Annotated in this window: 26 protein-coding genes; 13 read left to right on the forward strand and 13 right to left on the reverse strand. The window is 39.5% G+C overall.

The window, feature by feature from the left end; genetic code table 11:
- The 3 genes from Q1A31_RS15825 to gnd form a co-directional block, all read left to right on the forward strand.
- A partial coding sequence (locus Q1A31_RS15825) for a hypothetical protein (protein ID WP_299878898.1) occupies window positions 1-1,788 on the forward strand: 1,788 nt, incomplete at its 5' end.
- On the forward strand, window positions 1,785-2,756 hold the full coding sequence (locus Q1A31_RS15830; protein WP_299878901.1) for a hypothetical protein: 972 nt from the start codon (window positions 1,785-1,787) through the stop codon (window positions 2,754-2,756). The genes Q1A31_RS15825 and Q1A31_RS15830, both read left to right, overlap by 4 nt.
- A 346-nt stretch (window positions 2,757-3,102) precedes the next feature.
- Complete coding sequence (gene gnd, locus Q1A31_RS15835) at window positions 3,103-4,533, forward strand: decarboxylating NADP(+)-dependent phosphogluconate dehydrogenase (protein WP_299878904.1); 1,431 nt, start codon at window positions 3,103-3,105, stop codon at window positions 4,531-4,533.
- A 13-nt stretch (window positions 4,534-4,546) separates the two neighbouring features.
- Here the strand turns inward: gnd and Q1A31_RS15840 are convergent, their stop codons facing one another.
- Window positions 4,547-5,410: a lipase family protein gene (locus tag Q1A31_RS15840; RefSeq protein WP_299878907.1), complete on the reverse strand. Its 864-nt coding sequence runs from the start codon at window positions 5,408-5,410 to the stop codon at window positions 4,547-4,549.
- Window positions 5,411-5,614: 204 nt separating this feature from the next.
- Between Q1A31_RS15840 and Q1A31_RS15845 the strand changes: the two genes are divergently transcribed.
- From Q1A31_RS15845 to Q1A31_RS15855, 3 genes are all read left to right on the forward strand, one after another.
- Window positions 5,615-6,238, forward strand: coding sequence for a hypothetical protein (locus Q1A31_RS15845; RefSeq protein WP_299878910.1), 624 nt, complete (start codon window positions 5,615-5,617; stop codon window positions 6,236-6,238).
- Window positions 6,239-6,509: 271 nt separating this feature from the next.
- Window positions 6,510-6,764, forward strand: coding sequence for a hypothetical protein (locus Q1A31_RS15850; RefSeq protein ID WP_299878912.1), 255 nt, complete (start codon window positions 6,510-6,512; stop codon window positions 6,762-6,764).
- Window positions 6,765-7,113: 349 nt separating this feature from the next.
- The gene (locus tag Q1A31_RS15855; RefSeq protein ID WP_299878914.1) at window positions 7,114-7,674 is read left to right on the forward strand and encodes a LysM peptidoglycan-binding domain-containing protein; all 561 of its coding nucleotides are present in this window, start codon (window positions 7,114-7,116) and stop codon (window positions 7,672-7,674) included.
- A gap of 83 nt (window positions 7,675-7,757) precedes the next feature.
- Here Q1A31_RS15855 and Q1A31_RS15860 read toward each other — a convergent pair whose 3' ends face one another.
- The 4 genes from Q1A31_RS15860 to Q1A31_RS15875 form a co-directional block, all read right to left on the reverse strand.
- Window positions 7,758-8,615: an ABC transporter permease gene (locus Q1A31_RS15860; protein WP_299878916.1), complete on the reverse strand. Its 858-nt coding sequence runs from the start codon at window positions 8,613-8,615 to the stop codon at window positions 7,758-7,760.
- A gap of 28 nt (window positions 8,616-8,643) precedes the next feature.
- The gene (locus Q1A31_RS15865; protein WP_207906932.1) at window positions 8,644-9,501 is read right to left on the reverse strand and encodes an ABC transporter permease; all 858 of its coding nucleotides are present in this window, start codon (window positions 9,499-9,501) and stop codon (window positions 8,644-8,646) included.
- Window positions 9,498-10,652, reverse strand: a complete 1,155-nt coding sequence (locus tag Q1A31_RS15870) for an ABC transporter ATP-binding protein (protein WP_299878927.1) — start codon at window positions 10,650-10,652, stop codon at window positions 9,498-9,500. Before Q1A31_RS15870 ends, Q1A31_RS15865 begins: the two co-directional genes overlap by 4 nt.
- Window positions 10,653-10,796: 144 nt before the next feature.
- Window positions 10,797-11,876: an extracellular solute-binding protein gene (locus tag Q1A31_RS15875; protein WP_299878930.1), complete on the reverse strand. Its 1,080-nt coding sequence runs from the start codon at window positions 11,874-11,876 to the stop codon at window positions 10,797-10,799.
- A 228-nt stretch (window positions 11,877-12,104) separates the two neighbouring features.
- On the opposite strand from Q1A31_RS15875, the gene Q1A31_RS15880 reads away from it, so the two are divergent.
- Window positions 12,105-12,473 carry a hypothetical protein gene (locus Q1A31_RS15880; RefSeq protein ID WP_299878933.1) on the forward strand — a complete coding sequence of 123 codons (369 nt, stop codon included), beginning with the start codon at window positions 12,105-12,107 and terminating at the stop codon, window positions 12,471-12,473.
- Between the two features lie 227 nt (window positions 12,474-12,700).
- A complete protein-coding gene (locus Q1A31_RS15885) occupies window positions 12,701-13,231 on the forward strand; it encodes a LysM peptidoglycan-binding domain-containing protein (protein WP_299878936.1) in 531 nt (176 codons plus the stop codon).
- A 208-nt stretch (window positions 13,232-13,439) separates the two neighbouring features.
- Here Q1A31_RS15885 and Q1A31_RS15890 read toward each other — a convergent pair whose 3' ends face one another.
- From Q1A31_RS15890 to Q1A31_RS15910, 5 genes are all read right to left on the reverse strand, one after another.
- Complete coding sequence (locus Q1A31_RS15890) at window positions 13,440-14,165, reverse strand: tetratricopeptide repeat protein (RefSeq protein WP_299878939.1); 726 nt, start codon at window positions 14,163-14,165, stop codon at window positions 13,440-13,442.
- Between the two features lie 146 nt (window positions 14,166-14,311).
- On the reverse strand, window positions 14,312-14,875 hold the full coding sequence (locus Q1A31_RS15895) for a hypothetical protein (protein WP_299878942.1): 564 nt from the start codon (window positions 14,873-14,875) through the stop codon (window positions 14,312-14,314).
- Between the two features lie 133 nt (window positions 14,876-15,008).
- Window positions 15,009-16,559 carry a sodium:alanine symporter family protein gene (locus Q1A31_RS15900; RefSeq protein WP_299878945.1) on the reverse strand — a complete coding sequence of 517 codons (1,551 nt, stop codon included), beginning with the start codon at window positions 16,557-16,559 and terminating at the stop codon, window positions 15,009-15,011.
- A gap of 156 nt (window positions 16,560-16,715) precedes the next feature.
- Window positions 16,716-16,856: a hypothetical protein gene (locus Q1A31_RS15905; RefSeq protein WP_299878948.1), complete on the reverse strand. Its 141-nt coding sequence runs from the start codon at window positions 16,854-16,856 to the stop codon at window positions 16,716-16,718.
- Window positions 16,857-17,205: 349 nt separating this feature from the next.
- Window positions 17,206-18,126, reverse strand: a complete 921-nt coding sequence (locus Q1A31_RS15910; protein WP_299878951.1) for a transcriptional regulator GcvA — start codon at window positions 18,124-18,126, stop codon at window positions 17,206-17,208.
- A 151-nt stretch (window positions 18,127-18,277) separates the two neighbouring features.
- Between Q1A31_RS15910 and Q1A31_RS15915 the strand changes: the two genes are divergently transcribed.
- The 3 genes from Q1A31_RS15915 (at window position 18,278) to Q1A31_RS15925 (ending at window position 20,036) form a co-directional block, all read left to right on the forward strand.
- Complete coding sequence (locus tag Q1A31_RS15915; protein WP_299878954.1) at window positions 18,278-18,688, forward strand: hypothetical protein; 411 nt, start codon at window positions 18,278-18,280, stop codon at window positions 18,686-18,688.
- Window positions 18,681-18,818: a hypothetical protein gene (locus Q1A31_RS15920; protein ID WP_299878957.1), complete on the forward strand. Its 138-nt coding sequence runs from the start codon at window positions 18,681-18,683 to the stop codon at window positions 18,816-18,818. The genes Q1A31_RS15915 and Q1A31_RS15920 overlap by 8 nt, the downstream gene beginning before the upstream one ends.
- Window positions 18,819-19,037: 219 nt before the next feature.
- Window positions 19,038-20,036, forward strand: a complete 999-nt coding sequence (locus Q1A31_RS15925) for a cytochrome-c peroxidase (protein WP_299878960.1) — start codon at window positions 19,038-19,040, stop codon at window positions 20,034-20,036.
- A gap of 95 nt (window positions 20,037-20,131) precedes the next feature.
- Here Q1A31_RS15925 and Q1A31_RS15930 read toward each other — a convergent pair whose 3' ends face one another.
- The 3 genes from Q1A31_RS15930 to Q1A31_RS15940 all read right to left on the reverse strand — a co-directional run bounded on the left by Q1A31_RS15930 (window position 20,132) and on the right by Q1A31_RS15940 (window position 21,958).
- Complete coding sequence (locus Q1A31_RS15930) at window positions 20,132-20,992, reverse strand: arsenite methyltransferase (protein ID WP_299878962.1); 861 nt, start codon at window positions 20,990-20,992, stop codon at window positions 20,132-20,134.
- Window positions 20,989-21,357, reverse strand: coding sequence for a helix-turn-helix transcriptional regulator (locus Q1A31_RS15935; RefSeq protein ID WP_299878965.1), 369 nt, complete (start codon window positions 21,355-21,357; stop codon window positions 20,989-20,991). Before Q1A31_RS15935 ends, Q1A31_RS15930 begins: the two co-directional genes overlap by 4 nt.
- Before the next feature lie 196 nt (window positions 21,358-21,553).
- The gene (locus Q1A31_RS15940; RefSeq protein ID WP_299878968.1) at window positions 21,554-21,958 is read right to left on the reverse strand and encodes a DoxX family protein; all 405 of its coding nucleotides are present in this window, start codon (window positions 21,956-21,958) and stop codon (window positions 21,554-21,556) included.
- 545 nt (window positions 21,959-22,503) lie between these two features.
- Between Q1A31_RS15940 and Q1A31_RS15945 the strand changes: the two genes are divergently transcribed.
- Entirely contained in the window at window positions 22,504-23,745 is a 1,242-nt protein-coding gene (locus Q1A31_RS15945) for a bifunctional alpha/beta hydrolase/OsmC family protein (RefSeq protein ID WP_299878971.1), read from the forward strand.
- A gap of 267 nt (window positions 23,746-24,012) precedes the next feature.
- Entirely contained in the window at window positions 24,013-24,366 is a 354-nt protein-coding gene (locus Q1A31_RS15950; RefSeq protein WP_131904459.1) for a RidA family protein, read from the forward strand.
- Window positions 24,367-24,504: the final 138 nt, after the last annotated feature.

A 24,504-nucleotide genomic window follows, 5' to 3' on the forward strand; every position in this document is an offset into this window, starting at 1 on the left:
GAAGAAGCTGAAGAAGCTGAAGAAGCTGAAGAAGCTGAAGAAGCTGAAGAAGCTGAAGAAGCTGAAGAAGCTGAAGAAGCTGAAGAGTTCGATCACAGCAAAATCCGTTTGTTTTTCTTAACAAGAACAATTCCATTAATTTCAAGCAATAATATAATTATTCCTAGAAAATATGAAGAATTAAAGGGAATGGTAACTCCTAATATCTTGATTTCTTGCCCTCCAAGTATGGAAAAGAGCATACAGGAGCAGTTTACTGATATTAATGGTGTGTGTAACTCTTATCTGGGTGATTTCGATTTGTCGATTAACTTTCCGGATAAGGTATCTACAAGTCTTCTGATAAAGAAGTTGATAAATTTCCGTGAAGACTTAGATCATAAGCCCGCCCTCATAGATACAAATACTTTTATTCAATGTGATCTTCCTTCTGATAAGTATATAGCTCCGTATAAAGTAGTAGAACCAGAAGAATATCCACCTGTTCAAGGTCTCTTGTATAGGGAGCGAAAAGCTCTTGCAGTGAGAATTCAGGCGTTTATTTATCAGTTATTTGCCAATTTGAATTTAGGTAGCGTTTATCTTGATGTTATAGATATGAAGGATTTTCCTTTACGTTTATTAGGTGAGGTAGATCAATATTTAGAAAATCCTTCGAGTAATTTTATGCAGATAGGTTATGCGATTCGAATGCTGGAATGTGCGGAAACTGGTTTATTACAAAGAACTTCTTCAGGATTCAATCCTTCATTATTTCTTCAGGACTCACCGGTAAATTTATCAAATGGGGTATTAAATTCAATAACTAGCATTAATCACACGGTCAAGTTTATATTTAATAGATTATTTTTGACAGATAAAATGCCAGATAAAAAATGGACTGGGTTTATAATATTTAATGATATTTTTAACTTCCAGTTATTACCAGGAGAGGTAATTAGTCTTCCTTATAGTGCAGCACTATCTCCAATATCACGATCAACGTCTTGGTTAATACTTACTCATGAGATTTCCCACTTTGAATGGACAAATTTGGATATCGATAACAAAGAAGAGAAACTTATTTTTGAGGCTGTAAGGTCTCTTGTGGAGAGGGAGAATGTTGATGCTTCAAAATTTGACAAACCAGATAAATTAAAAGAAATAATTGAAAGTGAGTTTCTGGTTGAGCTGGATAATGTTGCTGGTCAATTATGGGAGTTATTTGCACATTGGTATGATTACTTTCATTTTTTTGATGGGGATCATGATCATTACCAAAAGTTTATTTGGGATTCCTGGTTAAAAGTTTCGATTGGCCCAAATCACTTGGCAGATTATTTATTTAGATCATTTGTAATTTACTTAATTAATAATGAGGTCGAGTTTGATAAATCAATTAAGGAAGGAAATGAGGATAAGTTTTTAACTGAAACGTGGCGTAGTTTTCTTAAATTCCTTATCGAGGATCTAAATATACCAATTTCTCAAAGTGATTTAGACACATATTATTATGATGTTATGGAAGGATATGAAATTGTTGGTGGTCCTTTTATTGAAATGAAGGAGAATTACAAATCACCTGATTTTAAAAGAGAAATTAATAAGACGTATGATAATCTGGATAGCCATATTGAGATGATAGAAAACGGGATAGTTATTACTGATAAAATAGATAACCCCTATCTATTGTTGAGGGAGTCTAGAAGAAGAATATTAGATAAAAAAAATGTTGCGTATTTCTATAATAATTCAGCATTTATTTTAAGTATTATAAATCAAGTAAGATTTCTGCATATGAGTTCATGAAGATGAATGCTGAGCTAGTATTCATAAATCTTGGGGAAGTTAGTAATCAAGGCATATCTAACCATATAAATGCTTTAGAGTGTAATTTACGAATAAAAGAAGAGCAATCTTATGAAGGTGTCACAGTAGACGCTAAAAGAAATATTGATGCATCTTTATTAATCGATGAGTTCGATAATAAAACAGGTATCACTAAAGATAATAAAGTCCTTAGGATTGTTATATGTAAGTACTCTATTAAACAAACTCATAGATGGTTTTATCAAAAGAGTTCTAATACATTATTGATATCTTTAACTCGGCTAGAAAGCTTGGATGTCGGCACTATAGCAACAATTATATTGTCAGCTTACTATTGTAATTTAGAGTATGACAATCTATCTAATCACAGTGGTGACTGTTGCTTCAACTTGAAAACACATCAAAGGGTTACGAGTTCAATTTGTGATAATTGTAACAATAATATAGGTGATGATATTTATAGTATTCAAAATATCATGAATTCCTGTTGCAATGTTGAGAGACCCTCTAAGAATTATTCTTCTAGACAACTTGACGGTTCTTCTACTAATGAATCACACAAAGTAAATAGTGTAGCTAAAAGTAAGTGGGCTATATTTGAGGAGTGGTGGTTTAGAAGTTTTCTCTTGGCATTAATAATTGGATCATCTGTTTTTATTTATACAAGTTCTTACCCAATTTCAACATTTTCGTTTTTTCTTTCATGGTATTTGATTTATATTCTAAACCCGAAACGGAGATATTTTAGAACGGCACTATTTATATTGGGGATTTTAGGGTTAGGGGGTACCTCAATCTTTTCTGGAAAGTTTAGTTATAGTGAAAAGTTAGCTGATGGTGATGTGAATATTGAGTTAGCTTGGGGAGAACCAGCGTCGTTGATCTTTGTTGTGTTGCTGATTCTATTCGCTGGGTATTTAGTTTGGCTGGACAACGGGCAGAAATAATGAATAGTAGTTGTCAGGGCTGATTACAAGAAGCCATACAAACGTTAAACTATATAAACTCTGTTTGATTTCGTGCCGCATTCTAATCTTCGAAAAATTACAATTCCATCGGTTGCGTATGCATTTAAGCCCCGACACACACTTATAGGCACTTTTCCAAAACAACTAAGATTCTTCCTCCAGCAATCTAAAACACCAACCTAAATCATAATTTCACATAAATTTTCATTCCTCCCCTGATTTTTATGAGATATTCCTGTCTTGTACTATTAACAAAATTACTACTTCCTTTCTTTATCAATGAAGTTATATAAGTATTAATCGGCAATATAATCAGGACTATAAAATGTCAAAAAAATCAGATATGGGTTTAATCGGACTTGCGGTGATGGGGCAAAACCTGGCACTTAATATTAATGATCATGGGTTTGCATTGTCGGTTTATAACCGGACTGCGGCGAGGACGGATGATTTTTTGTTGGGGGAGGCTAAAGATACGGCTATAACGGCTCACTACTCTCTTGAAGCACTGGTTAGTTCGTTGGAATCACCGCGTCGAGTGATGTTGATGATTCAATCGGGTAAGCCTGTCGATCTTACGATTGATGCGCTTCTGCCTTTGTTAGATGAAGGCGATATTATTATTGATGGGGGTAATTCTCACTATCCTGACACTATTCGTCGTACTCAAGCGTTGAAGGAGAAAGGCATTGCTTATCTCGGTGCGGGGATTTCTGGGGGTGAAGAAGGCGCGCGTTTTGGGCCTTCTATTATGCCCGGCGGAAATCCCGATGCGTGGCCGCATGTTAAGCATATTTTTCAAGCAATCGCTGCTGAAGTGGATGGCGAGCCTTGCTGCCAATGGATTGGCGAAGGTGGCGCGGGTCATTATGTGAAGATGGTTCACAATGGTATTGAGTACGGTGATATGCAGTTGATTGCCGAGGCTTATCAGTTTATGCATTTGGGTTTGGGGCTAAGCCATGCCGAGATGAAAGAGACCTTTGCGGAATGGAATGAAGGTGAATTAAATTCGTATTTAATTGAAATTACCGCCGATATTATGGGCGTTGCCGATAAGATGAATAACTCTGAGGATCCTTTGCTAGAAAAAATTCTGGATACAGCGGGGCAAAAAGGCACGGGTAAGTGGACGGCAATCAGCGCATTAGAACAGGGTATGCCGTTAACCTTGATTAGCGAAGCGGTGTTTGCGCGTTTTCTGTCTTCTTTGAAGGATTCCCGTGTTGAGGCAAGCAAAATATATCCGCATGAAGTACCTGCGTTTCAGGGTGATCGTAAGCTTGCATTAGAACAACTTCGCGATGCGCTTTATGCGGCAAAAATCATGTCTTACTCTCAGGGTTTTATGTTGATGCAAAGCGCTTCAGAGCATTATGAATGGAATCTTGATTACGGCAATATCGCACTGACTTGGCGCGGTGGCTGTATTATTCGCAGTCGCTTTTTAAACGATATTAAAAAAGCTTACGAAACCAATCCTCAGCTAGAAAATTTATTGCTGGATCAGTTTTTCATCGATGCCGTGCAAAAATCCATGAACGGATGGCGTCAAACAGTCCAGACTGCAGTAGGTATGGGTATTCCTGTGCCCGCTTTCACTTCGGCATTAAGCTTTTTTGATGCTTATCGTTCCGAGAAATCATCCGCCAATTTGATTCAGGCACAACGTGATTATTTTGGTGCGCACACCTATGAGCGTATTGATCAGCCCCGAGGGACTTTCTTCCATACTGACTGGATAAAAGAAAAATAAAAGCTAGCTGTGTTTAACCCTCTGAACGAGGCTTTGTTTCTTCATAGATATAGTCAACGTAGTTATCTATCAGGTGGTCGCTGAAGTGATCAATTTGTTTATTCTTTAAACCGATAACAAAGCCTTTCCAGAGATCAGCTTTGCGTTGTACTGCGTTTAATTCTTTTAACCTTCCTTGCGCATCGAGATACATTTCTTTGCCCGCATGACGGTAGCCGAGCCACACCGGTGGCGTGCGTGTAACGATGTCATTGTTGTTTACCCAGCGGTAGTAATCGACTTTAGCGTGGTTTATATAACGTTTTGTGCCGACTCTTGGGCTACCGAAGGTATGTACTTGTTCTGGTCGTGTATCGATATGCGACAACAGGCAACGCCCCGCACAAATAGATGCCATCGCGCCACCCAGTGAATGGCCGGTAAACCAGAGTTTTTTATCCAGATTTTGTTTGTGTGAGATCAGCATTTTTTCTAATAGCGGCCACACATCATCCACTTCTTTTTTAAAGCCACGGTGTACGTGCCCAACGGTTTCGGCCAATGCTTTGGTCGCATCGATATCGGCTTTTATATCATTCCATTCGTTGGGTTCGGTGCCACGAAAGGCGATCACGATGTCCTGATCGTTGGCAAATGAGTAGGCTTGGGAGCCGTCGTTATTGTAGAAAGTGGTTCGGGTAAACCCAAGACGCAACGCTGCTTTTTCAGTTTCTTCAGGCTTTAGATAAGCAATCATGGAAAGCTCAGCAAACAACAGGGCTTTGTTGATCAAATCTTTTGAGTTTATGTCATGTCCGTTTTCAGGATCACAAGGAGCCGAACGTAGAGTGATTTGGTTAGCCTGTTGATTGGCTATGACGGGTGTTTGTTGGTCCATATTGATGTGCTTTGTGATACAGAAAGGCGTGTATTTTATAGATTAATGACCTAGGTGTCTGCGCTACATTGCTTACTTTCGATTAATGGTTTTGTATTGTGGGCTTTTCTTGTCGAAATTTTAATACTGTGATTTTCATCACAGATTTTGGCGGTGTTAAATGTTCCAATTGAATCACTGAACATTTAAACGTTAGGAGTCGAAATGAAATTCACACAATTAATGAAAAATTCTGTATTGGTATCAATGCTGACGATAGCACCAATCTTGAGTGCGCCTGTTTTCGCAGATGAAGTTTCGGATCAAATCACGGTGGCTCTGGAAGCGTATAACGAGAAAGACTATAAAGCAGCGGTTGAAGAGTTAAAGTTTGTCACGGCTCAAGTGCAACAACTGTATCAGGCAGAAATTCAACAGCTAATGCCCAAGGCTCTAGATGGCTGGAAGGAGAAGGAGCAAAAAGGTAATAACAATGCCGCAATGTCTATGCTGGGTGGAATGGGGGGCGGAACTGGCATGAAAAGCGAGTTTCAGCGTAGCAGGGAAACAGTGACTGTCGAAGTGATGGCAAACTCACCGATGATGGGCATGATGACAATGATGCTTAAAAACCCCGCAATGATGGCTGGCCAACAAAATACCAAACCATTCCGCTACAAAAAAGCCAAAGGTATGATTAAAACGGAAAAGAACAGATCAGAAATCACCTTGGTGCTTGCTGGTCAAATACTCATTACAGTGAAGGGAAGACAGCTAGAAGACGATGCTGTGCTAAAGGAATACTTAGAGCAGTTAGATTTTGCTAAGTTGAAAGACGCGTTGCTATAAAAAGTCGCGAGTTGGAGATGGTGTAGCGTAATCGTCATTAATTGGCGGTTACGCTCGCACCTATAAAGTCGTTAGTTATAACTAGATAATTATTCTGTACCCCGATCATTTGTTGAGTGAGTGAAACGTCTTATTTTAGAATTGGAAACACACACCCTACTTGAATGATATTTATGCAGAGCTAGCATATATTAGCTTCTTGTCGATTATTGACAGATAACAACGTAGCAATTAGCCTGTTAAAAAAATATTAGAAAATACAGGTGACAAAATGCGAAGCAGTATCAATTTATCCTTAACGAATGAGCTTCGAAATTTTATTAATGAAAACTCAGGTGGTGGAACCTTGTATTCAACGCCTAGTGAATTTCTACGAGATATTCTTCGTGAAAAAAAACAGCACTTAGAAACTTCAGAATTACGTGATTCTATTTTAGAAGGTCTTCAAGATGCAGTTAAAGATAGGACATTAGAGTATTCTGGTGATTTACGTGCAGATATGAAAAAGCATCGACAAACCCAGTAAAAATTAGGTTTATATTTTCAAAAACTCAGAAGTATTTGTTTATTGACACCCCCTACTTGAATGATATTACGTTTTCGTTATTTGAAAACGTTAATAGAATTTATGCAGAGCAAGGCACTTTTTTAAGCCCTTACTTCTAGTATCAATCAATAACAATGTAAGCAAATCCAGCAGAATCCGGCTAAATTTGCACATTTCGCCGTGCCTGCAACACTAGCGCTACATCACTTTACACTTCTTTACTTTCTCTATACCCAAGCTTGCATTTAGCTGGTGCAAACTACATCCATCGTTTGAACAAAAACAACAAACGGCTTTGAACCCACTAATTAAACAAAGGATGTATAAAATGAAAAACGTAAAACTAACTTTAGCGACAACTCTTTCGGTATTGGCTTTAACTTTTGCTGGTGTAGCGTCTGCGGATAACGGCAGCCGATACAATAATTATAAAAAACAGAATGAAGTTTCTTTTAACAAGAAAGCCAATAATCAAAAGACAAGCAAGCAACTGACAAACAAGCAAAAAGTCAGCAACAAGAGCTATACAAAAAACGCGAACAACTCGAATACAACCGCTAAGCGAGTGGTTGTGAAAAAGACAGTTATCAAAAGCCCGACCAAGAAGGTCGTTTTCACCAAGAATGTGAAGAAGCCAGCGAAAACGCAATACGTTTCGAAGAGTCGCGCCAATACAAAATACGTGACAAAATACGTGACAAAAGGAGTAACAAATAAAGTCGTTAAAAGAAACGTAAAACCTTTTGCTTACACAGTGCGCTCTGGTGATACTTTGTATCGTATATCGTTAAAAACAGGTGTTAGTGTGAATAAATTAGCTAAATTGAATCACATAACAAACTGGAATATCAATAACATCCGCATTGGTCAAATCTTGAGAATTTCATAATTCTGCAGCGACCGTATTGATAGGATTTAACTTAATCAAAATGTGTAACACACCCCCGTACTTTGGGGGTGTTTTTTTGTCTGCTATGAATCTTCCTTCTTCTGCACAAACACGCTAATCAGCGCCAACACTCCTGAAACGATCATTAGCAATAAAGATACCGCATTCAGTTCTGGTGTAGAGCCTTCGCGCAAGCGATCGAACATGGTGATGGTGAGTGGTGAGTCGGAGCTTGTCAGCATCAGAGTAGTGTTGAAGTTTTCGAAGCTCATGAGGAAGGCAACAATAGCTGCCCCAACCATTGCTGGTCTCAAATAAGGTAGTGTAATCGTTCTTAAAACTGCGGTTTTACTGGCACCTAAATTGTAAGCGGCTTCTTCTAATGAACGATCCATTTTGCGTAAGCGGGCACCGATAACCATTGTGGCGATAGTGGTGATAAAGGCGAATTGTCCGAGTATCACCAGCACTAAGCCCGGCCTGAGGAATTCAACTTCGAGATTAAATACTTCATCCATATAATTCGCCATGGAGTTGGATGAGATGAGTATCGAGATGCCTAGAATTACACCCGGAATAACCAGCGGCAATAGCATCAGCATGTAGAGAAATTCTTTGAAGCGAAAGTCGTAGCGTTCAAATAGAAATGCATTGGTAGTCGCGACAAAGATTGAAAGGGCGGTTACAAAGAAGGCGATAAAGGCAGAAACTCCAACACTTTCGAGCATTGCCGAATCACTAAACACACCTAAGCGTTGAGGCGTATCGCCAGTAAACCAATCAAGGGTAAAACCATTCCACGGTAGCGATGGGAATAGCGAGTCATTAAAGGCAAAAGTGGCGACCACGGCTAAAGGTGCAATCAGGAATATATAGAACAGCAATATATAAGCACGGTAGGTCCAGCGAAGTGAGGGGGGCTGTGAGATTGACGGTATCATGTCCTTCTTGTCTCGATTAAAAACATTCTCATGTCATGGTACTCGTTAGCGTTTGTCTGCTGAGTTTAAGCCCAAGCCAGACAATCAAAGATGATAGTAGTAGCAATAAAATACCAAAGGCTGAGCCAAGCTCCCAATTAAAGCGCGTAATGAATTGGGTGTAAATTTGTTCGGTAAACCACAGGCTATCTTTGCCGCCTAACAGGTTTGGCGTGAGGTAGTTACCCAAGGTCATCATAAATACGATAATACAACCAGAAACGATACCAGGCATCGCGTGCGGGATAACGATTTGGCGCATCGTCGTCCACATATTGCCGCCAAGGTCATAACTGGCTTCGATGATGTCATCGTCCAGACTTTCCAAAACGGTCACTAGCGGAACCACCATAAACAGCATCGAGGTATAAACCAGCCCAACCATAATCGCGGCATCGTTATAGAGTAATTCAACAGGCCCAGAAACCAAGCCTGCCCATTGGAGTGCGTTACTGATAACACCTGTTTCGCGCAGTAGAATCATCCAGCCGTAAGTGCGTACTAATTCGCTCACCCAGAATGGAATCAGGCAGAGTAAAAACAGGAATGATTTTGATCTGCCACGTAGCATTTTGGCGATGTAATAGGAGACGGGAAAGGCAATTAACAACGTCAGTGCAGTCGCTAGAATCGACATAACTGCGGTGCGCATAAAGGTGCGCCAATAGAGCGGTTCGGTAAAGAATTCGATAAAGTTTTTAAAGCTGAATGCGTACTCTCTGGGCGCTGTTTGCTCACGTAACGCGATGCCAAGCATATCAATATGTGGAATGATAACTAGCAGTATTAGCCATAACGCGAAAGGCGCTAATAACAGCCAGAAGAATATGGAGGTGTGTTGCTTCACTTTGAGGTGCTCTTTGAGCGGGCACTAAAGCAATGTGTCTGATCTTGAGACCAGGCGATCGTAAGACTTTCTCCCTTTTGCAGACCAATGTATTCGCCGGTTTGCGGTAACGCTACGTGGAGTTCTTTGCCCGTGGCGATATCTTCTAACAATGCCGCGCTATTGGCGCCGTTGAAAAGCAGGTCAACGACTCTGCATTGCAGACTATTGTCGCTTTCTTGCGGCTTATCTTCACCTTGGATAATTTTAATCGCTTCAGGTCGCACAAATACATCAACATCATCGCCGACAGCAATAGGTTTAGTGCCGGTGATTTTACCGCGTAAGGCAGGGCCATTAGCCACTTGTGTGGTGCAACGAACATGATCAACCTGTGTGACTTTGGCTTTCCAGCGATTAGCATCACCAACAAAACCTGCGACAAAAGAGGTTTCTGGGTGATAGTACAAATCGGATGGTGTGCCGACTTGCTCGAATGCACCGTTGTTCATTACCGCAACTTTATTCGACATTACTAACGCTTCTGACTGATCATGGGTAATGTAAATAAAGGTGGTACCGACGCGGCTTTGCATTTGCTTGAGTTCGACCTTCATGTGCTCGCGCAGTTTTAAATCGAGTGCGCCGAGCGGTTCATCAAGTAAGAGTAATTTGGGTTCGAGAACCAGACAGCGAGCGATGGCGATGCGTTGCTTTTGACCGCCTGATAACTGCGAGATTTTCTTCTTTCCTGAATCGCCAAGATCAACGCTTTCGAGCGCGTTTTTGACGCGTTTGCTGATTTCGGCAGGGTTAACTTTTCGTTGTTTTAAACCGTATGCGACGTTATCCGCCACTGACATCATCGGGAATAGCGCGAGGTGCTGAAACACCATATTCGCTGGGCGTTTATTTGCTGGTACGCCGAGCATTGAATTGCTTTGAATAAGAATATCGCCAGAATCTGGCTCATCAAAACCTGCAATCATGCGAAGCAGGGTGGTCTTGCCACAACCCGATGGGCCAAGAATGGAGAAGAATGAGCCTTTTTCGATTTGCAGGCTGACGTTATCGACTGCGGTGAAATCACCGTAATGCTTGTTAACATTGCGGGTTTCCAAGTCGATTATGGTGCTGGTGTTTGAATCTTTCGCTGTTACGTTTTTTGTCATTTATTAGCTCAACGTTTACCTCAGAAAAAAATACCCCTCTCAGTATAAACCTGAGAAGGGCGATTCGTCCTGCAAAAGTAATAATTTAAAACAGATTTTCTACGTTTTCTTCTTATCTGCGTTTTGTTATAAATTACTTCTTAATTATTTTGCCGCTTTAACGCGATCCAGAACTTTTCCTTCGATTTCTTCTAAGCCAGCAGGTACTGGTGGGTACCACTTAACGTTATCCAGTGCTGCTTGTGGGAAACTGCTCTGAAATTGTGCTTTTAAAACGTCATCAGCAAATGCATCAGCACCTTTAGATGCAGTGAAGTTACCCGCTGCTGCGGTGATTTTTGCTGCGATTTCTGGCTTCATGACAAAGTTAATCCACTTGTAAGCGGCTTCGTCATTCTTACCTTTACGTGGGATGGTGAAAGTATCAATCCAACCCAATGCGCCAGATTTAGGAGCTACAAATGTGATGTCTTTATTTTCTTTATTAAGCTTCCATCCGCCTGTATCCCAAGCCATTGCTGCTGTTACTTCACCTGAACGAAGAAGGTTTAATAATGCATCTCCACCTGTCCAGTAAGTTTTAACGACTGGTTTACACTCAACCAATTTTGCTTCAACTTTAGACATTAGCTCTGTGTATTTCTCTTTGTCCGCATAAGCTGCAAATGGATCTAAGCCCATTGCGAAGGCAAAACCGATTAGCGTTGGACGCTTTAAGCGGTAAGACACTTTGCCCATCAAATCTTTGCTACAAAGGTCGGTGTAATCTTTAACCATGCCCGCAGTTTTAGTGTTTAAAACTAATCCGCTGGTGCCCCAAATGTGCGGCACACTGTAAACGTTATCTTTCAACGTGGTGTTTGCTTTGGTTGCATCTAGCATTGAAGTGATGAACGAGCCTGCTTCAATTTTCGATAAATCCATTGGCTTGTAGATGTCATGATTTTCTTGTGCGCCTGTTACACGGTCCTGACTTGGTTGTGCTAGGTCGAATCCTGAACCGCCAGTTGCACGAAGCTTTGAGATCATGTCTTCGTTGTTTGACTTGGTAACTTTTACGTCAATACCTGTCTCTTCTTTGAATAGCTTGATCACATCATCTGGTGCGTAGCCGCCCCAGGTAAGAAGTCTCAATTCATCAGCATAGCTTGATGTACCGGCGAATAAGGTTGCACTGATAAGGGGTAATGTAAGAAGTATTTTTTTAAATTTTAGGCTTTTCATAAAATTCCTTTTTATTAGTTTGGTCGTAATGTAGACATAAAAAATAATGCGTAACATAGAGATTATAGGAAAAAATTATTACAGAAACATGAAAGACTTTGACTAAATTTAAAATCGTTGAAAAGTTGAGCATGTATAGGTGATTCTGGTAAGCGGGTTTTGAGGTGTAAAAGCTTATGGTTGAGCCTAGCCTGGCAGAAATGACTACATGTATAATTGTCTTAACTTATGACATTTGACTCCGAAACATTATCAATCAGAAAGCCCCTCTGGGTGGCGCTGTCTGATTTATTTCTGGATACAGAATTGCAGGAATATGATTTGGCATTCATCGCCAGGAAAATGCATGAGTCTGGTTATTCTATTGATGAGATTTACGATATTCTGATGCTGGAAGTGTTTCCCGTGTGTATCGCGAATTTGTATTTTGTCGCAGGAGAGTGGGCGGGATTTGATGAGAACTGGGTGGTTAATACTATTCTGTCAGCTAAGCGCCCAAATCGCTTCCGACGCTGGATGAATAACCGTCATTTTTGGATGATTGAGAAAAATTGGGAAGACTTGGTGAAGCGATTTAATGAATTACAAATAAAATAGGTCACCCCCTACCTTTTGAAGCGTTTTTCCGCTATCCGCATTATTTGAATAATTCTCTGTATGTGTTTTCATGCATTCCCAACAAAAGCAGACATTCATTTACATTTCTTTACTAAGTTACTACCCAATTTTTCATTTGGCTGTTGCAAACTTTATCCATCGATTGAAAACAACTTCAAACGGTTAAATTTTTAATTATTGTAATAACAACATCAAGGGTGAGAACCATGAAAAATATTAAATTAACATTAGCAACAACACTGTCAGTTTTAGCTTTATCGTTTACCGGTAATGCATTTGCAGATGGCGATAGAGAGCACAATAACTTTGAACGTCAGGTTAATAAAAGCCATGTCAAAAATGTTAAGAATAAGAGATACGCGAATCACAAAAGAATAACGAAAAGAGTTGTAGTCAAAAACTCACCGACTAGAAAAGTCGTTGTTACTAAGACGAAATTTAGAAGTCATGCTAAAAATGGATATGCGAAAAACAAACGTTTTCAGCATGTTAAGCGCTTCAATAAGCAATACAACAGATACCAGAAGCAAGCGAATTACCAGAGCAGTAACAAGCACAAGCGTTATAACCAAAAGAGAGTCAGTAAGCAGATTGCCTATTCAGTTCGCTCTGGCGATACATTGATTCAAATCTCTTATAAAACAGGCGTTAGCGTTCAGAGACTTGCTAGATTGAATCGTATTAAAAATAGAAACTTAAACCACTTGGTGGTTGGTCAGGTATTACGTTTGATTTAGATTATATGGAATCATAGATATACATCTAACTATAAATAAGTCACCTCCCTACTTTAGAGCCATTTTATAAAAAGTGCTTGAATACACGCTAAGTTATAGTATCTCCTTTTAGTCGAGCTATAACTAAGCTTTGGTATAAATTTGCTCTAACGTTTTAAAAAACAAAACGAAGAGCTCATTCAAGTAGGGGGGTGACTTTATCTTTTATTTACATTTCTACCCTATTCAATAGGTCCTTTATTTCTGACGTTTCGCTAGCATCTTCCCCATAGGTTAATTTGCTGGCTGCTAACGCCTTTGCGTAATACTGTTTTGCAATAGGGTATTCTTTTTTGATTTTATGAATCGCGCCTAATTTTTTTAAGGTATTAATAGTTTCTTCGTTATTTAGTCTTATGTAACTGAGACGAGACTCATGCATACCTTCGATCATGCCCTGTTCTTCGGTCTTTTCCTGGTCTGTTTCATTGCCTTTATTTCCTAATCTTATTGACAATGATTGCTCGAAATATTGTTGTGCTTGATCGTATTGCTTTTCTTCTTCAGTGATGAGCCCTAATTTAAAATAGGTTTTTGCAAACCCATACATATCATTTTTTTTCAGCTTCTTTTTGATATTTAATGACTTCAAATAATGATTTTTTTCTTCCGCATCATTGCCTAGCTTATAATATATATCCGCCATGCCTTCATACATAGTGGCGGTTTCAGCCGTTTTTTCATCGCCGTCGCTTATTCTTTCTGCCACCAATTGTTGGTAAATATTTAGCGCTTTCTTGTGTTCACCATTTTGCTTCGCTTCTTTTAAGGAGAGCTCTTCTTTGCTTTTAGAAAAGTCCTCAAAAAATTCTGGATAAGCATAGTTGATTATTAATGCATAAATTATTAACGATATAACGCTATAAAAAATGATGTTCGATTGACGGTTTGTCATTTAATTCCTGATGTTATTTTGAGTAAAGCCGATATGTTTGAAGTATGCATTTCTAATTTAATTATTGATAGAATACGATGTGTATTCTGTTCTGAAATTTGTCGATCTTATTTCTTTAGGTTTCAGAACAGTCAGTTGCATTGCTGTTAGAGAATTATTTCATGCTGTAAGTCGATGAGTTCTACATCTAGAAACTCAGCCAGCATTTGAGCATCGCTCGTTAACTGCTCTATGTCGTTGTGGTTAAGCACGTTTATTCGACGTCCATTTTTGGTTAGCATATTAAGCTCATAACAGGGGTAACTTAGGCCGTGCTTACTAGTCACCATTTTATTCAGAATTTGGAATGTAATAATGTTTTCTAACTTTACTGCACGATCAATATTATTCTTAAATGTGCCCCTGTCTTTATCAAAAGTCACTTGTTTGACGAAAGGCATGACTAAGGTTATGCCAAAAGTCAGTATGGCTATGCCAATGCCTCCGAGAAAGAGTGTGAAGTCGAGTTGTTTTTTGTTGTGATAAACGATGGCAGCAAGCATTAATAAAAACAAACCAACAACAATATATACAAGACAAAACCACAATGAACTCATAGTCGGCTTAAGGTCCGCAACATTTTCTTCAAATATAACTTTATGAGATCTGAATTTTGGGCCTTTTTGCAATATGGCTTTATTCAGGTCTATGGGTGTATCTTTTATCTTCATTCTGGTTATTCATCCAAATTAGCTAATTTGTGGTTAATTTGTGGTTAATTAAAAGTCATAAAAAAAGCCCACCGAAGTGGGCTTTAATTGTTACATGAATCAATATTTATTAATGCTTATTAATAATTATCGATTACTTGTACTTCTTGATTTCACCTGATTTTACACGTGCTACAAAAGAAGTTAATTCATCTTTAACAATCGGCATTAAGAAATAAAGACCGATGATGTTGAAGATAGACATTGCAAAGATCGCTGCATCAGAGAAGTCGATTACCGCGCCAAACTTAATAGTTGCGCCAACTACAACAAAGATACAGAAGATTAGTTTGAAAATCATTTCCATCGCCTTGCCTTCACCGAATAGGTAAGTCCAGGCTTTGAGTCCGTAGTATGACCATGAAATCATTGTTGAAAATGCGAACATGATGACTGCTAATGCCAGGAAGTATTTAAAGAAACCAACCGAGTCTGAGAACGAAGCAGCTGTTAATTGAACACCTGTTAAGCCAGCACCATCGAATGGCGCTACGTTCAAACCAGCAATGGTAATTACCAATGCAGTCATTGTACAAATAACAACGGTATCGATGAATGGCTCAAGTGTAGCTACTAAACCTTCAGTGATTGGCTCTTTCGTTTTTACCGCTGAGTGAGCAATTGCCGCAGAACCGACACCTGCTTCATTAGAGAATGTAGCGCGTTTCAGTCCTTGTATCATTGCACCGATAACTCCACCTACAACACCTGCACCTGTAAATGCACCATCGAATATTGCACTGAATGCAGCACCGATGTGACTCGCATTAATCACAATAACAATTATACCCATACCAAGGTATAAAGCAGCCATGTACGGTACAACCTTCTCGGTTACTGATGCAATTGAAGGCATTCCACCGACAATTACAGAGAAAACTAACGCAGCTAGAACGACACCAGTGATAACTCCGTACTCAGCAGGGACATCAAATGCGTAGGTTAACATCGCATGAGCTTGGTTAGCCTGGAACATATTTCCGCCACCAAGAGCACCCAAAATACACATCAAAGCAAAACCAACGGCAAGTACTTTACCAAAACCACCAAAACCTCTTTCTGCCATTGCATCACGAAGGTAATACATTGGACCACCAGAAATAGCGCCGGAGGGTAACACTGTTCTGTATTTAACACCCAAGGTACACTCGAAGAATTTAGAAGCCATACCAAAGAGGCCACACATAATCATCCAAAAAGTAGCACCAGGTCCACCGATTGCTACCGCGACACCAACACCCGCGATATTACCTAAACCAACCGTGCCTGATAGGGCTGTGGTTAAGGCCTGGAAGTGAGAAACCTCACCATCTTCTTTAGAATTTGGATCAGAAAATTTACCACTCACAATACTCAACGCTAAACCAGATCGTCTAAATTGAACAAATCCGAAGTAGAATGTGAAAATTATCGCTGCAATAAATAACCAGCCTACGATTAATGGGAACTTGGCTTCACCAACGGGAACACTATAGAAAATAAGGTTAACAAACCAACCAAAGTAAGTATTAAAAAAGGTATCTACCCCACTACTTATGCCTGCAAGTAATGCACTGAATCCACTTGGATCTCCTTCAGCGGCAAATGCGCTGAATGATATTATTGTTAAAAATATCCCTATGAGATATCGATGTAGTTTTTTCATAAATAACAGCCTTTAGTTTTGTTTTGTAGGGTTGAAAACGATTACGACTGAATAAGGAAAACAGAAGTAATCACTGTAAGATCAATAGGTTGAAAAAGTGAATGTAAATATTTATCGATTGAAGCTTTGTGAATACACATCAAGATAGGAGAAAACTCATATCTTCATAGGGTTTACTGGATATTCATCTAGTGGTTGGAGAAATGCATTGATTTCAGTCTCTATTTCTAATGCAAATTTAAGAGTGCGGGCTGATTCGTTACTATCAAAAACACCTATTTCATTTGTTTTAATCATAGAGATTCCTTCTCTGCCTAATTAATAAAAATTTAAATACTCAATTATTAAGATGCACAAGCTTGTGCATTAATTAATACTATAGTAAACATTTTGGGAAGTTCTGTAGTTAATTTAAAAATAAGTAGATATATCTAGAATAAATTAATTTAGCAATATTAAATTTAAATATTTGGGTGAATTAGCAGATATAATATGGTTTGGACGGTGAATGACTGGTGAAAGTGCTGTAATCGATGTTTTTCTTTGATTAGCGTAGGCCGTGAGATTGAATTAGGCTGACTTATAAGGCGCGAGAATTGTCATTAGATTATCAATAATTATTTTGAAAAGTCCCTTTTTAAAAGGCTTATGCCCACCTAACTTTCTTAACTTCATCGAGTAGCCATTGTCTAAACACTTTAATTCGAGTCAGATTAGATTTGGCATGTGAGTAAATCAGGTAATATGAAAATTTCAGCGGAATATCGGTATCTTCAAAAAGCTTAACAAGCTGTCCTGTTTTTAATTCTTCATTGACAACAACGTCTCCCACAAGAGCAATTCCCTGGCTTCGAATAGCTGCTTCTACTAGCAAATTATGTTGTGAAAAGTGCAGCCCACGTCTGGCGTCGATTTCTTTTATGCCGACAGTGGCGAACCACATTTCCCAGTCTACATGTGTTTTGTCTATGAAAAAGTAATCTCCGTGTGCGTGTAACAAGGTATGGTTTTTAAGGTCTTCTGGCGTTTCGAGTTTTTTCTGTCCTTTCAATAGCTCAGGATTACAAACAGGAATGACATTTTGTGAGAATAAATAATCGGCTTCCAAGCCCGGATATTCTCCCGTGCCAAAACGAATGCCGACATCAATATCATCATTAACCAGATCTGCAAGGTCATTGCTGGCATCGATGCGCACATCAATATCTGGAAATTTTTGTTGAAAGTTAGTCAGGCGTGGCATTAACCAGCGTGAAGTAAAGGTGGGCGATGCGGTGATGGTTAGCGGTTTGTCGTTACTCTGCTCGCGAATCATGTCAATCGATTGCGCCAGTTTATCTAATCCTTCGGTGAGTAACGGCAAGCAAACTTGCGCCTCATCTGTTAACAAAATCATACGATTTTTGCGCTTGAAGAGTTTCAGGTTTAAATAATCTTCCAGTACTTTTACTTGTTGACTAACCGCGCCGGGAGTGACATTTAACTCTTCAGCCGCTTTCGAAAAACTTAAATGGCGCGCGGTGGCTTCAAAGGCCCTAATTGAATTGAGTGGAGGAAGACGACGCATGATTTCGGTGTTCTTAATCTCATTCGCAATAGAATTTCTAAAGCATAGCTTAGATCTAATCGTTTGTTAAGCGCCCTATATTCATTGATTATTCTCACATGGCAACGAAAAGCCAAACCTAAAGTTAGAAATTATGAGGAGAATATCTAAAATGAAAAACAGTAACAGCAATTCTAATAACAACCTTGATAGAAAATTCGAGAAGCAGGTAAGTCACTTATCTGGCTTTATTGGAATGCCTATGTGGAATGGACGTAACCCAACTCTTTCAGAAATTCGTGAATATGATCGGCGTCTACTGGAAAGGCAGAGCATGGGTTTTGAATCTCGAAAAAGTTTGCTGAAACAGTTAAGTAGTTCGGTATCAGCAGTTATCGTGAAGTCTTTTACTCGTTTCAATTCTAAAGATAGGGCTGAAGACGTTGTTGCTGTGAGTGAAAGTAATCTAACTAAGCAAACAGTTGCTTCCAAAGTGACAAATAGAAACGCGTATAAAAATATAAGTAAAAGAAAAGATCCTGTAACAGCTATAACAACTTCAGGTTCTGAATGTTGTGGCTAGTTATTGGGTTTTAGAATATGGAAAGAATATCGAAACTTTTTGTAAAAGTTGCGTATCCATCAGCGTAAAGACAGTAGCTATAATCATCACCAATATCGCTACCAATACCGGTGGTGATATTGATAAATAATTCCTTTAAACAACATTGGTATGTACCTGCCTCATCATTGCTGAAAGCAGTATTTCCATACTCTTTTATGGCTTTATCTCATTGATAAATATCAATAATAATAATTATTAAATCATTGTTCTGTTTCTGATCTGTGTCAATAAAATAATGATTGGGTTCCATTAGATTTAAGGCTAATAGTTGATATTTGTAGTTCACTTATATAAGGGAGTTAAAAAAATGAGCATTCAATTAAAGGCAATCTCTATAGCGGTTGCTTTGGGTATGGTTGCTACAGCCGCAGTAGCGGTAACACAAGAGCCAATTACACCTATTCAGCCGGTTAAAAACATTAATCTTGCGCAAGTTGAACTGGGTAAAAAGTTATATTTTGATCCGCGCTTATCCAAGTCGGGTTTTATATCGTGTAATTCATGTCACAACTTAAGCATGGGTGGCACCGATAACCTCAAAACTTCAATTGGCGATCATTGGCAGCAGGGTCCTATCAATTCACCTACAGTGCTAAATTCCAGCTTAAATGTTGCACAGTTCTGGGATGGTCGTGCGGCAGACTTGAAAGAGCAGGCAGGCGGCCCGATAGCAAATCCTGGTGAGATGGGTTTTACCCATGAGTTAGCGGTAGATGTATTGAAGTCGATTCCTGAATACGTGGTTGAATTTAAGCAGGTGTTTGGCACCGATGCGATTAATATTGATGAAGTAACTCAGGCGATTGCAGAGTTCGAGAAAACTCTGGTGACACCAAACTCTCGCTTTGATCAATATTTACTGGGCGATAAAGATGCAATCAATGCTACTGAGCTAGCGGGTTACACCCTGTTTAAAAGCAGTGGTTGTGTTGCTTGCCATAATGGTGAAGCAGTAGGCGGTAATTCGTTCCAGAAAATGGGATTGGTTGAGCCTTATAAATCTACAAACGCGGCAGAAGGGTTGTCTGCAGTTACTGGTAAAGATGCGGACCGTTTCAAATTTAAAGTACCGACTTTGAGAAATGTTGAAATGACTTATCCTTACTTCCATGATGGAGAAGCCAAAACACTAACGGAAGCTGTCGATGTTATGGGTAGACTTCAGTTAGGTAAAAAGTATACGGAAGAAGAAAATGCACAAATCGTGGCATTCCTGAAAACTCTAACAGGTGATCAGCCAGCCTTCCAATTGCCTATTTTACCACCTTCAACAGACAATACACCTGCACCTAAACCATTTGAATGATCAGGCACTTAGTTGAAATATAAAAAAAAGGGACACTTTCTGTGTCCCTTTTTTTATACTTAAAAGTATTGAGTCACGAAATGACTAAGAAACAGTTAGCGCTTTACTGCCTCTATGGTTGCCGCAACCACGTAATTTTCCACGCCAATTCCGGGTGCCCAGTCCTGAATAAATTCCTTAGAGGAATCTTTTGGTTGTATCGCAATATCCCTAAACCCTGCTGCTTCTAAATCATTCTTTAGATCATCAATAAGTGCGGCATTCCCCATGCAGCCCGCGATTAGTAGTGGGTCGTTGCGCATTTCTTCAGGTAGTTCAATCGTTGCGACAACATCAGATATGGCAAGTCTGCCGCCAGATTTTAAAATGCGATACGCTTCTTTAAATACCTGGCCTTTATCGGGCGAAAGGTTGATTACACAGTTTGAGATAATCACATCAACACTGTTATCTGATACTGGCAAATGCTCTATTTCGCCTAAACGGAACTCAACATTACTGAACTTGCCAGTACTGGCATTATTTCGTGCTTTACTGATCATGTCGGGTGTCATATCTATACCGATCACTCGACCTGTCTCACCTACTTCTGGTGATGCAAGAAAACAGTCAAAGCCACCGCCAGATCCAAGATCGACAACCGTTTCGCCCGCTTTTAATGCCGCGATAGCTTGTGGATTGCCACAGCCTAATCCCATATCTGCACCTGAAGGTACGGCATTTAGTTCTGCTTGTGAATAACCTAAACGGGTTGATATCAGTGTGTTTATGGCTTCATCATCCGAGGTTCCACAGCAACTTGCAGCGGGTGCATCGCAATCATCTTCAGTCACTGCATTAGCAACTTTCGCATATTTTTCACGGACACTTTCGCGGAACGTGTTGTTTTTAGCAGCAGTATCGGACTGTGTTTCATCACAACAGCTTGGAGCACAGCAATTTTCATTTTCACTCATGATTTCACCTTTTGTTTGTTCTCGGTTAGTTCGCTTTGATTATTTAAAAAGTCAATGTTGAAGAATCCAGATAACTGCTCGAGTAGTTCGGGTTCAATCCAGCATTCGATGGATTTACCGTTGCGTCTTGTTTGTATCAAACCTGCTCGAAACAATTCTTTGAGATGATGAGATACGGTCGAAGGAGCAATCTCTAGTTCTTCGCCAATTTCGCCGACAGTAAAATGCATGGCATCTTCCATTTCGCAAACAGTTCCCGGCACGCAACAGGTAGTGAGTCGCTGAAAAATGGCAAGACGATGCGGATTACCTAATGCTTTAAACATCTCGGCGCGTTTTTGAATATCAATACTATAATTCGACATATTTCGAAGTGTAGTATTGATTGGCTTATTTTGTCAAATACTATATGTAAACGATGATAAATCGAAAATGAGGTGATAATCGTTATCAGTAGATGACGTGATGTTCTAGATTGGACTTTTTCTAGGCAAAAAAAGGAGCCAGTGAAAACTGGCCCAAGACATGGAATCGAGATTTAAATGTGTTAGACAGAATTTGTTACTTTTCGTTATTTGATAGGTTGTTGCTGTTACCGCTAAGGATGAAGGAAATTGCAGCACCTAGTAGTAATAACTGGAATTCAAAGCCACCCATTGGGAACTCTTCAGTTGGTACAAAAGAGAAGCGTGGAAAGTGAACCATAAAGATAGCGCCAAGCATTACTGGTGCTCCCGCTAAACCTGCAAGACGTGTTACAAGATCATTCTTCGGGAAGTTTGGTATTCCGCCAACGATTGCGCCGACGCCTGCTAAAACTTCTGCAACAGCAACTAACGCTAATAGAAAAACGGGTATTCCCATCATTTCAGCAGAGCCTGTTAAATTGCCGAATTTACCAAGACCATGAAAGATAAAAGTAGCTGCAAAAGGTACGCGGATAAACCAGTGTGCGTGTTTGTTCATTGTGTTATTTCCTATTTAAATTTGAGTTGCTGTAATTAACGCGGAGGAATTATTTGTAGATGCATGTCTGGTGGTTTGGTGACAGGCGGTAGAAGATAAGCCGGTATAAAAGTAAGAAAATTTAAATGTAAAATCGGCTATGAACGCAGTGGTGACGATACGAAGTAACATCAAAAATTATAGATGAAAATAACTTCAAAATAATTGAGAGACTCTTGTATCTAAGTGGGAATTGAGTCATTTCTAAAAGTTAAAAGTGGTTTTTTGGGTGGCATATTGCATTAAAAATGAATAAGAGCTTCTGATTGTGGAATTTTAGGGAAATAGTCGTCATTAAAAAAACAAAGAGTGGGGATTTGGGGTAATAAACAACCTAAGTGAAAAAAACGCGTTAAAGTAGGGGGGTGATCATTAGATGACATCATTATCTATACAATGATGTGGTGCTTTCGGAATCGTCTCCATTCTCGCCTCTATTTAAGATAATTAGACGTATTAACGTTGCATGAATAAATTAGTCATTAAAAAACATAACAGGAAAAGCTATGGCACGGACAAAAGTTGAATTCAAAAATAATCAGGGTGAAACTCTGGCTGGCTTATTAGAAACACCGGAATCAAATCAGCAGGCGTTACGTTATGCAATATTTGCCCATTGTTTTACCTGTAGTAAAGATGTGGCAGCCGCATCGCGGATTAGTCGTTCTTTAGCGGATAAAGGCATTGCAGTATTTCGCTTTGACTTTACTGGTCTTGGTAATAGCGATGGTGATTTTGCCAATACCAATTTCTCTTCAAATATTGATGATTTAATTGCTGCTGCGAAAATGCTGGAAGATGAATATCAGGCTCCCAGTTTATTGATCGGGCATAGCCTCGGTGGTGCTGCGGTTTTGGGTGCTGCTCATCAATTACCTTTGGTTAAAGCGATCGCGACGATTGGCTCGCCTGCCACGGCAGATCACGTGCAGCATCTATTTTTAAATGCAGTCCCAGAGTTAGAAGCAAAAGGGGAAGCTAGGGTAAAAATAGGCATGCGAGAATTTAATATCAAAAAGCAGTTGCTCGATGATTTAAACGAGAACGCTTCGGCTGATCATATTGCTAATTTAAAACGACCTCTGCTTATTTTTCACTCGCCTGTTGATACCATTGTTTCAATCGATGAAGCGGCAAAGATTTATCGGGCGGCGAAACATCCAAAGAGTTTTATATCGCTGGATAATGCGGATCACTTATTGAGTAATCGCCACGATTCGGAATACGTAGGTTTGACGCTAGCTGCCTGGGCGAGTCGCTATCTGGAAATAGATTCAGCCGAGTTTGAAGCATCACAAGGAACCGCACCAAAAGTAGAGCATGGTGAAGTGGTTGTAACCGAGAAGAATAAGAAATTCTTACGTGGTTTATACAGCGATAGTCATCAATTCTTGAGTGATGAGCCAATCAGCGTAGGTGGCACGAATCAAGGCCCTGCACCGTATGATTTGTTACTCATGAGTCTGGGTTCATGTACCTCGATGACGATTCGCATGTACGCTAATTTCAAAAAACTACCGCTGGATGACATCACGGTTCGTTTAAAGCATGAAAAAATCAACGCCGAAGACTGCGAGGAATGCGAAGGCCGTAAGGGTAAAGTCGACCGAATCACGCGTTTTATCAGTTTTAAAGGTGATTTAACAGACGAACAAAAACAGAAGATGATCGAAATTGCAGACAAGTGCCCAGTGCATAGAACGCTGGAGAACGATCCGATTGTTTTGACGCAGATGGTTGAAGATTAATATCAATTTCAGTGAGTTAGATATTCACTGTTTATAGTGGCATCACAAAAAAGCCCTCAAAGTAGGGGGGTGACTTTTTAGTTTAAACTCCCCTACGTCAAAATAACGTTAACAATTGCACTCAACCGACTTTCTACGATTCATAATTTGTCGGTTTTAAATCAGCAAATATCTCAAGATTGCGCTACCCTTACTTTTTTATCTGACTTGCGTTTGTGTTGTCGTCTACAACACGCCGCAATGAATAATCATGGAGCATGAAAAAGAATGAGCATAGTACGTAAACAATCTACCGATAGAATGAGCAAAATCGTTATTAACAATAACAGCAATATCTATCTTTCAGGCCAGGTTGCAGATGATGTAACGGTAGGCATTCAAGAGCAAACAACAAGTTGTTTAAACAAAATTGATGCATTACTTGCAGAAGCAGGTAGCGATAAGAATCACATTTTATCAACGACCATTTTCATTAAAGACATGAAAGATTTTGCAGCGATGAATGAAATCTGGGATGCATGGGTTGCTGATGGAGAAAAACCAGCAAGAGCGTGTGTTCAGGCTTTGATGGCGCGCGAAGAAATCCTTGTAGAAATCTGCGTGACTGCTGCGGTTAAATAATCTAATAGAAAAAATAATATAGAAAATACACCCCCCCACTTTCAGGGCTTTTTTCAGAATGACAGCATTGCTCTATATTCAATAATTATTTGAGACCGCACTTTCGAGCAACGGTCTTTTTATTACACACTACCAAAG

Origin of the sequence: uncultured Cocleimonas sp. (assembly GCF_947495625.1) — a bacterium.
Classification (GTDB): domain Bacteria; phylum Pseudomonadota; class Gammaproteobacteria; order Thiotrichales; family Thiotrichaceae; genus Cocleimonas.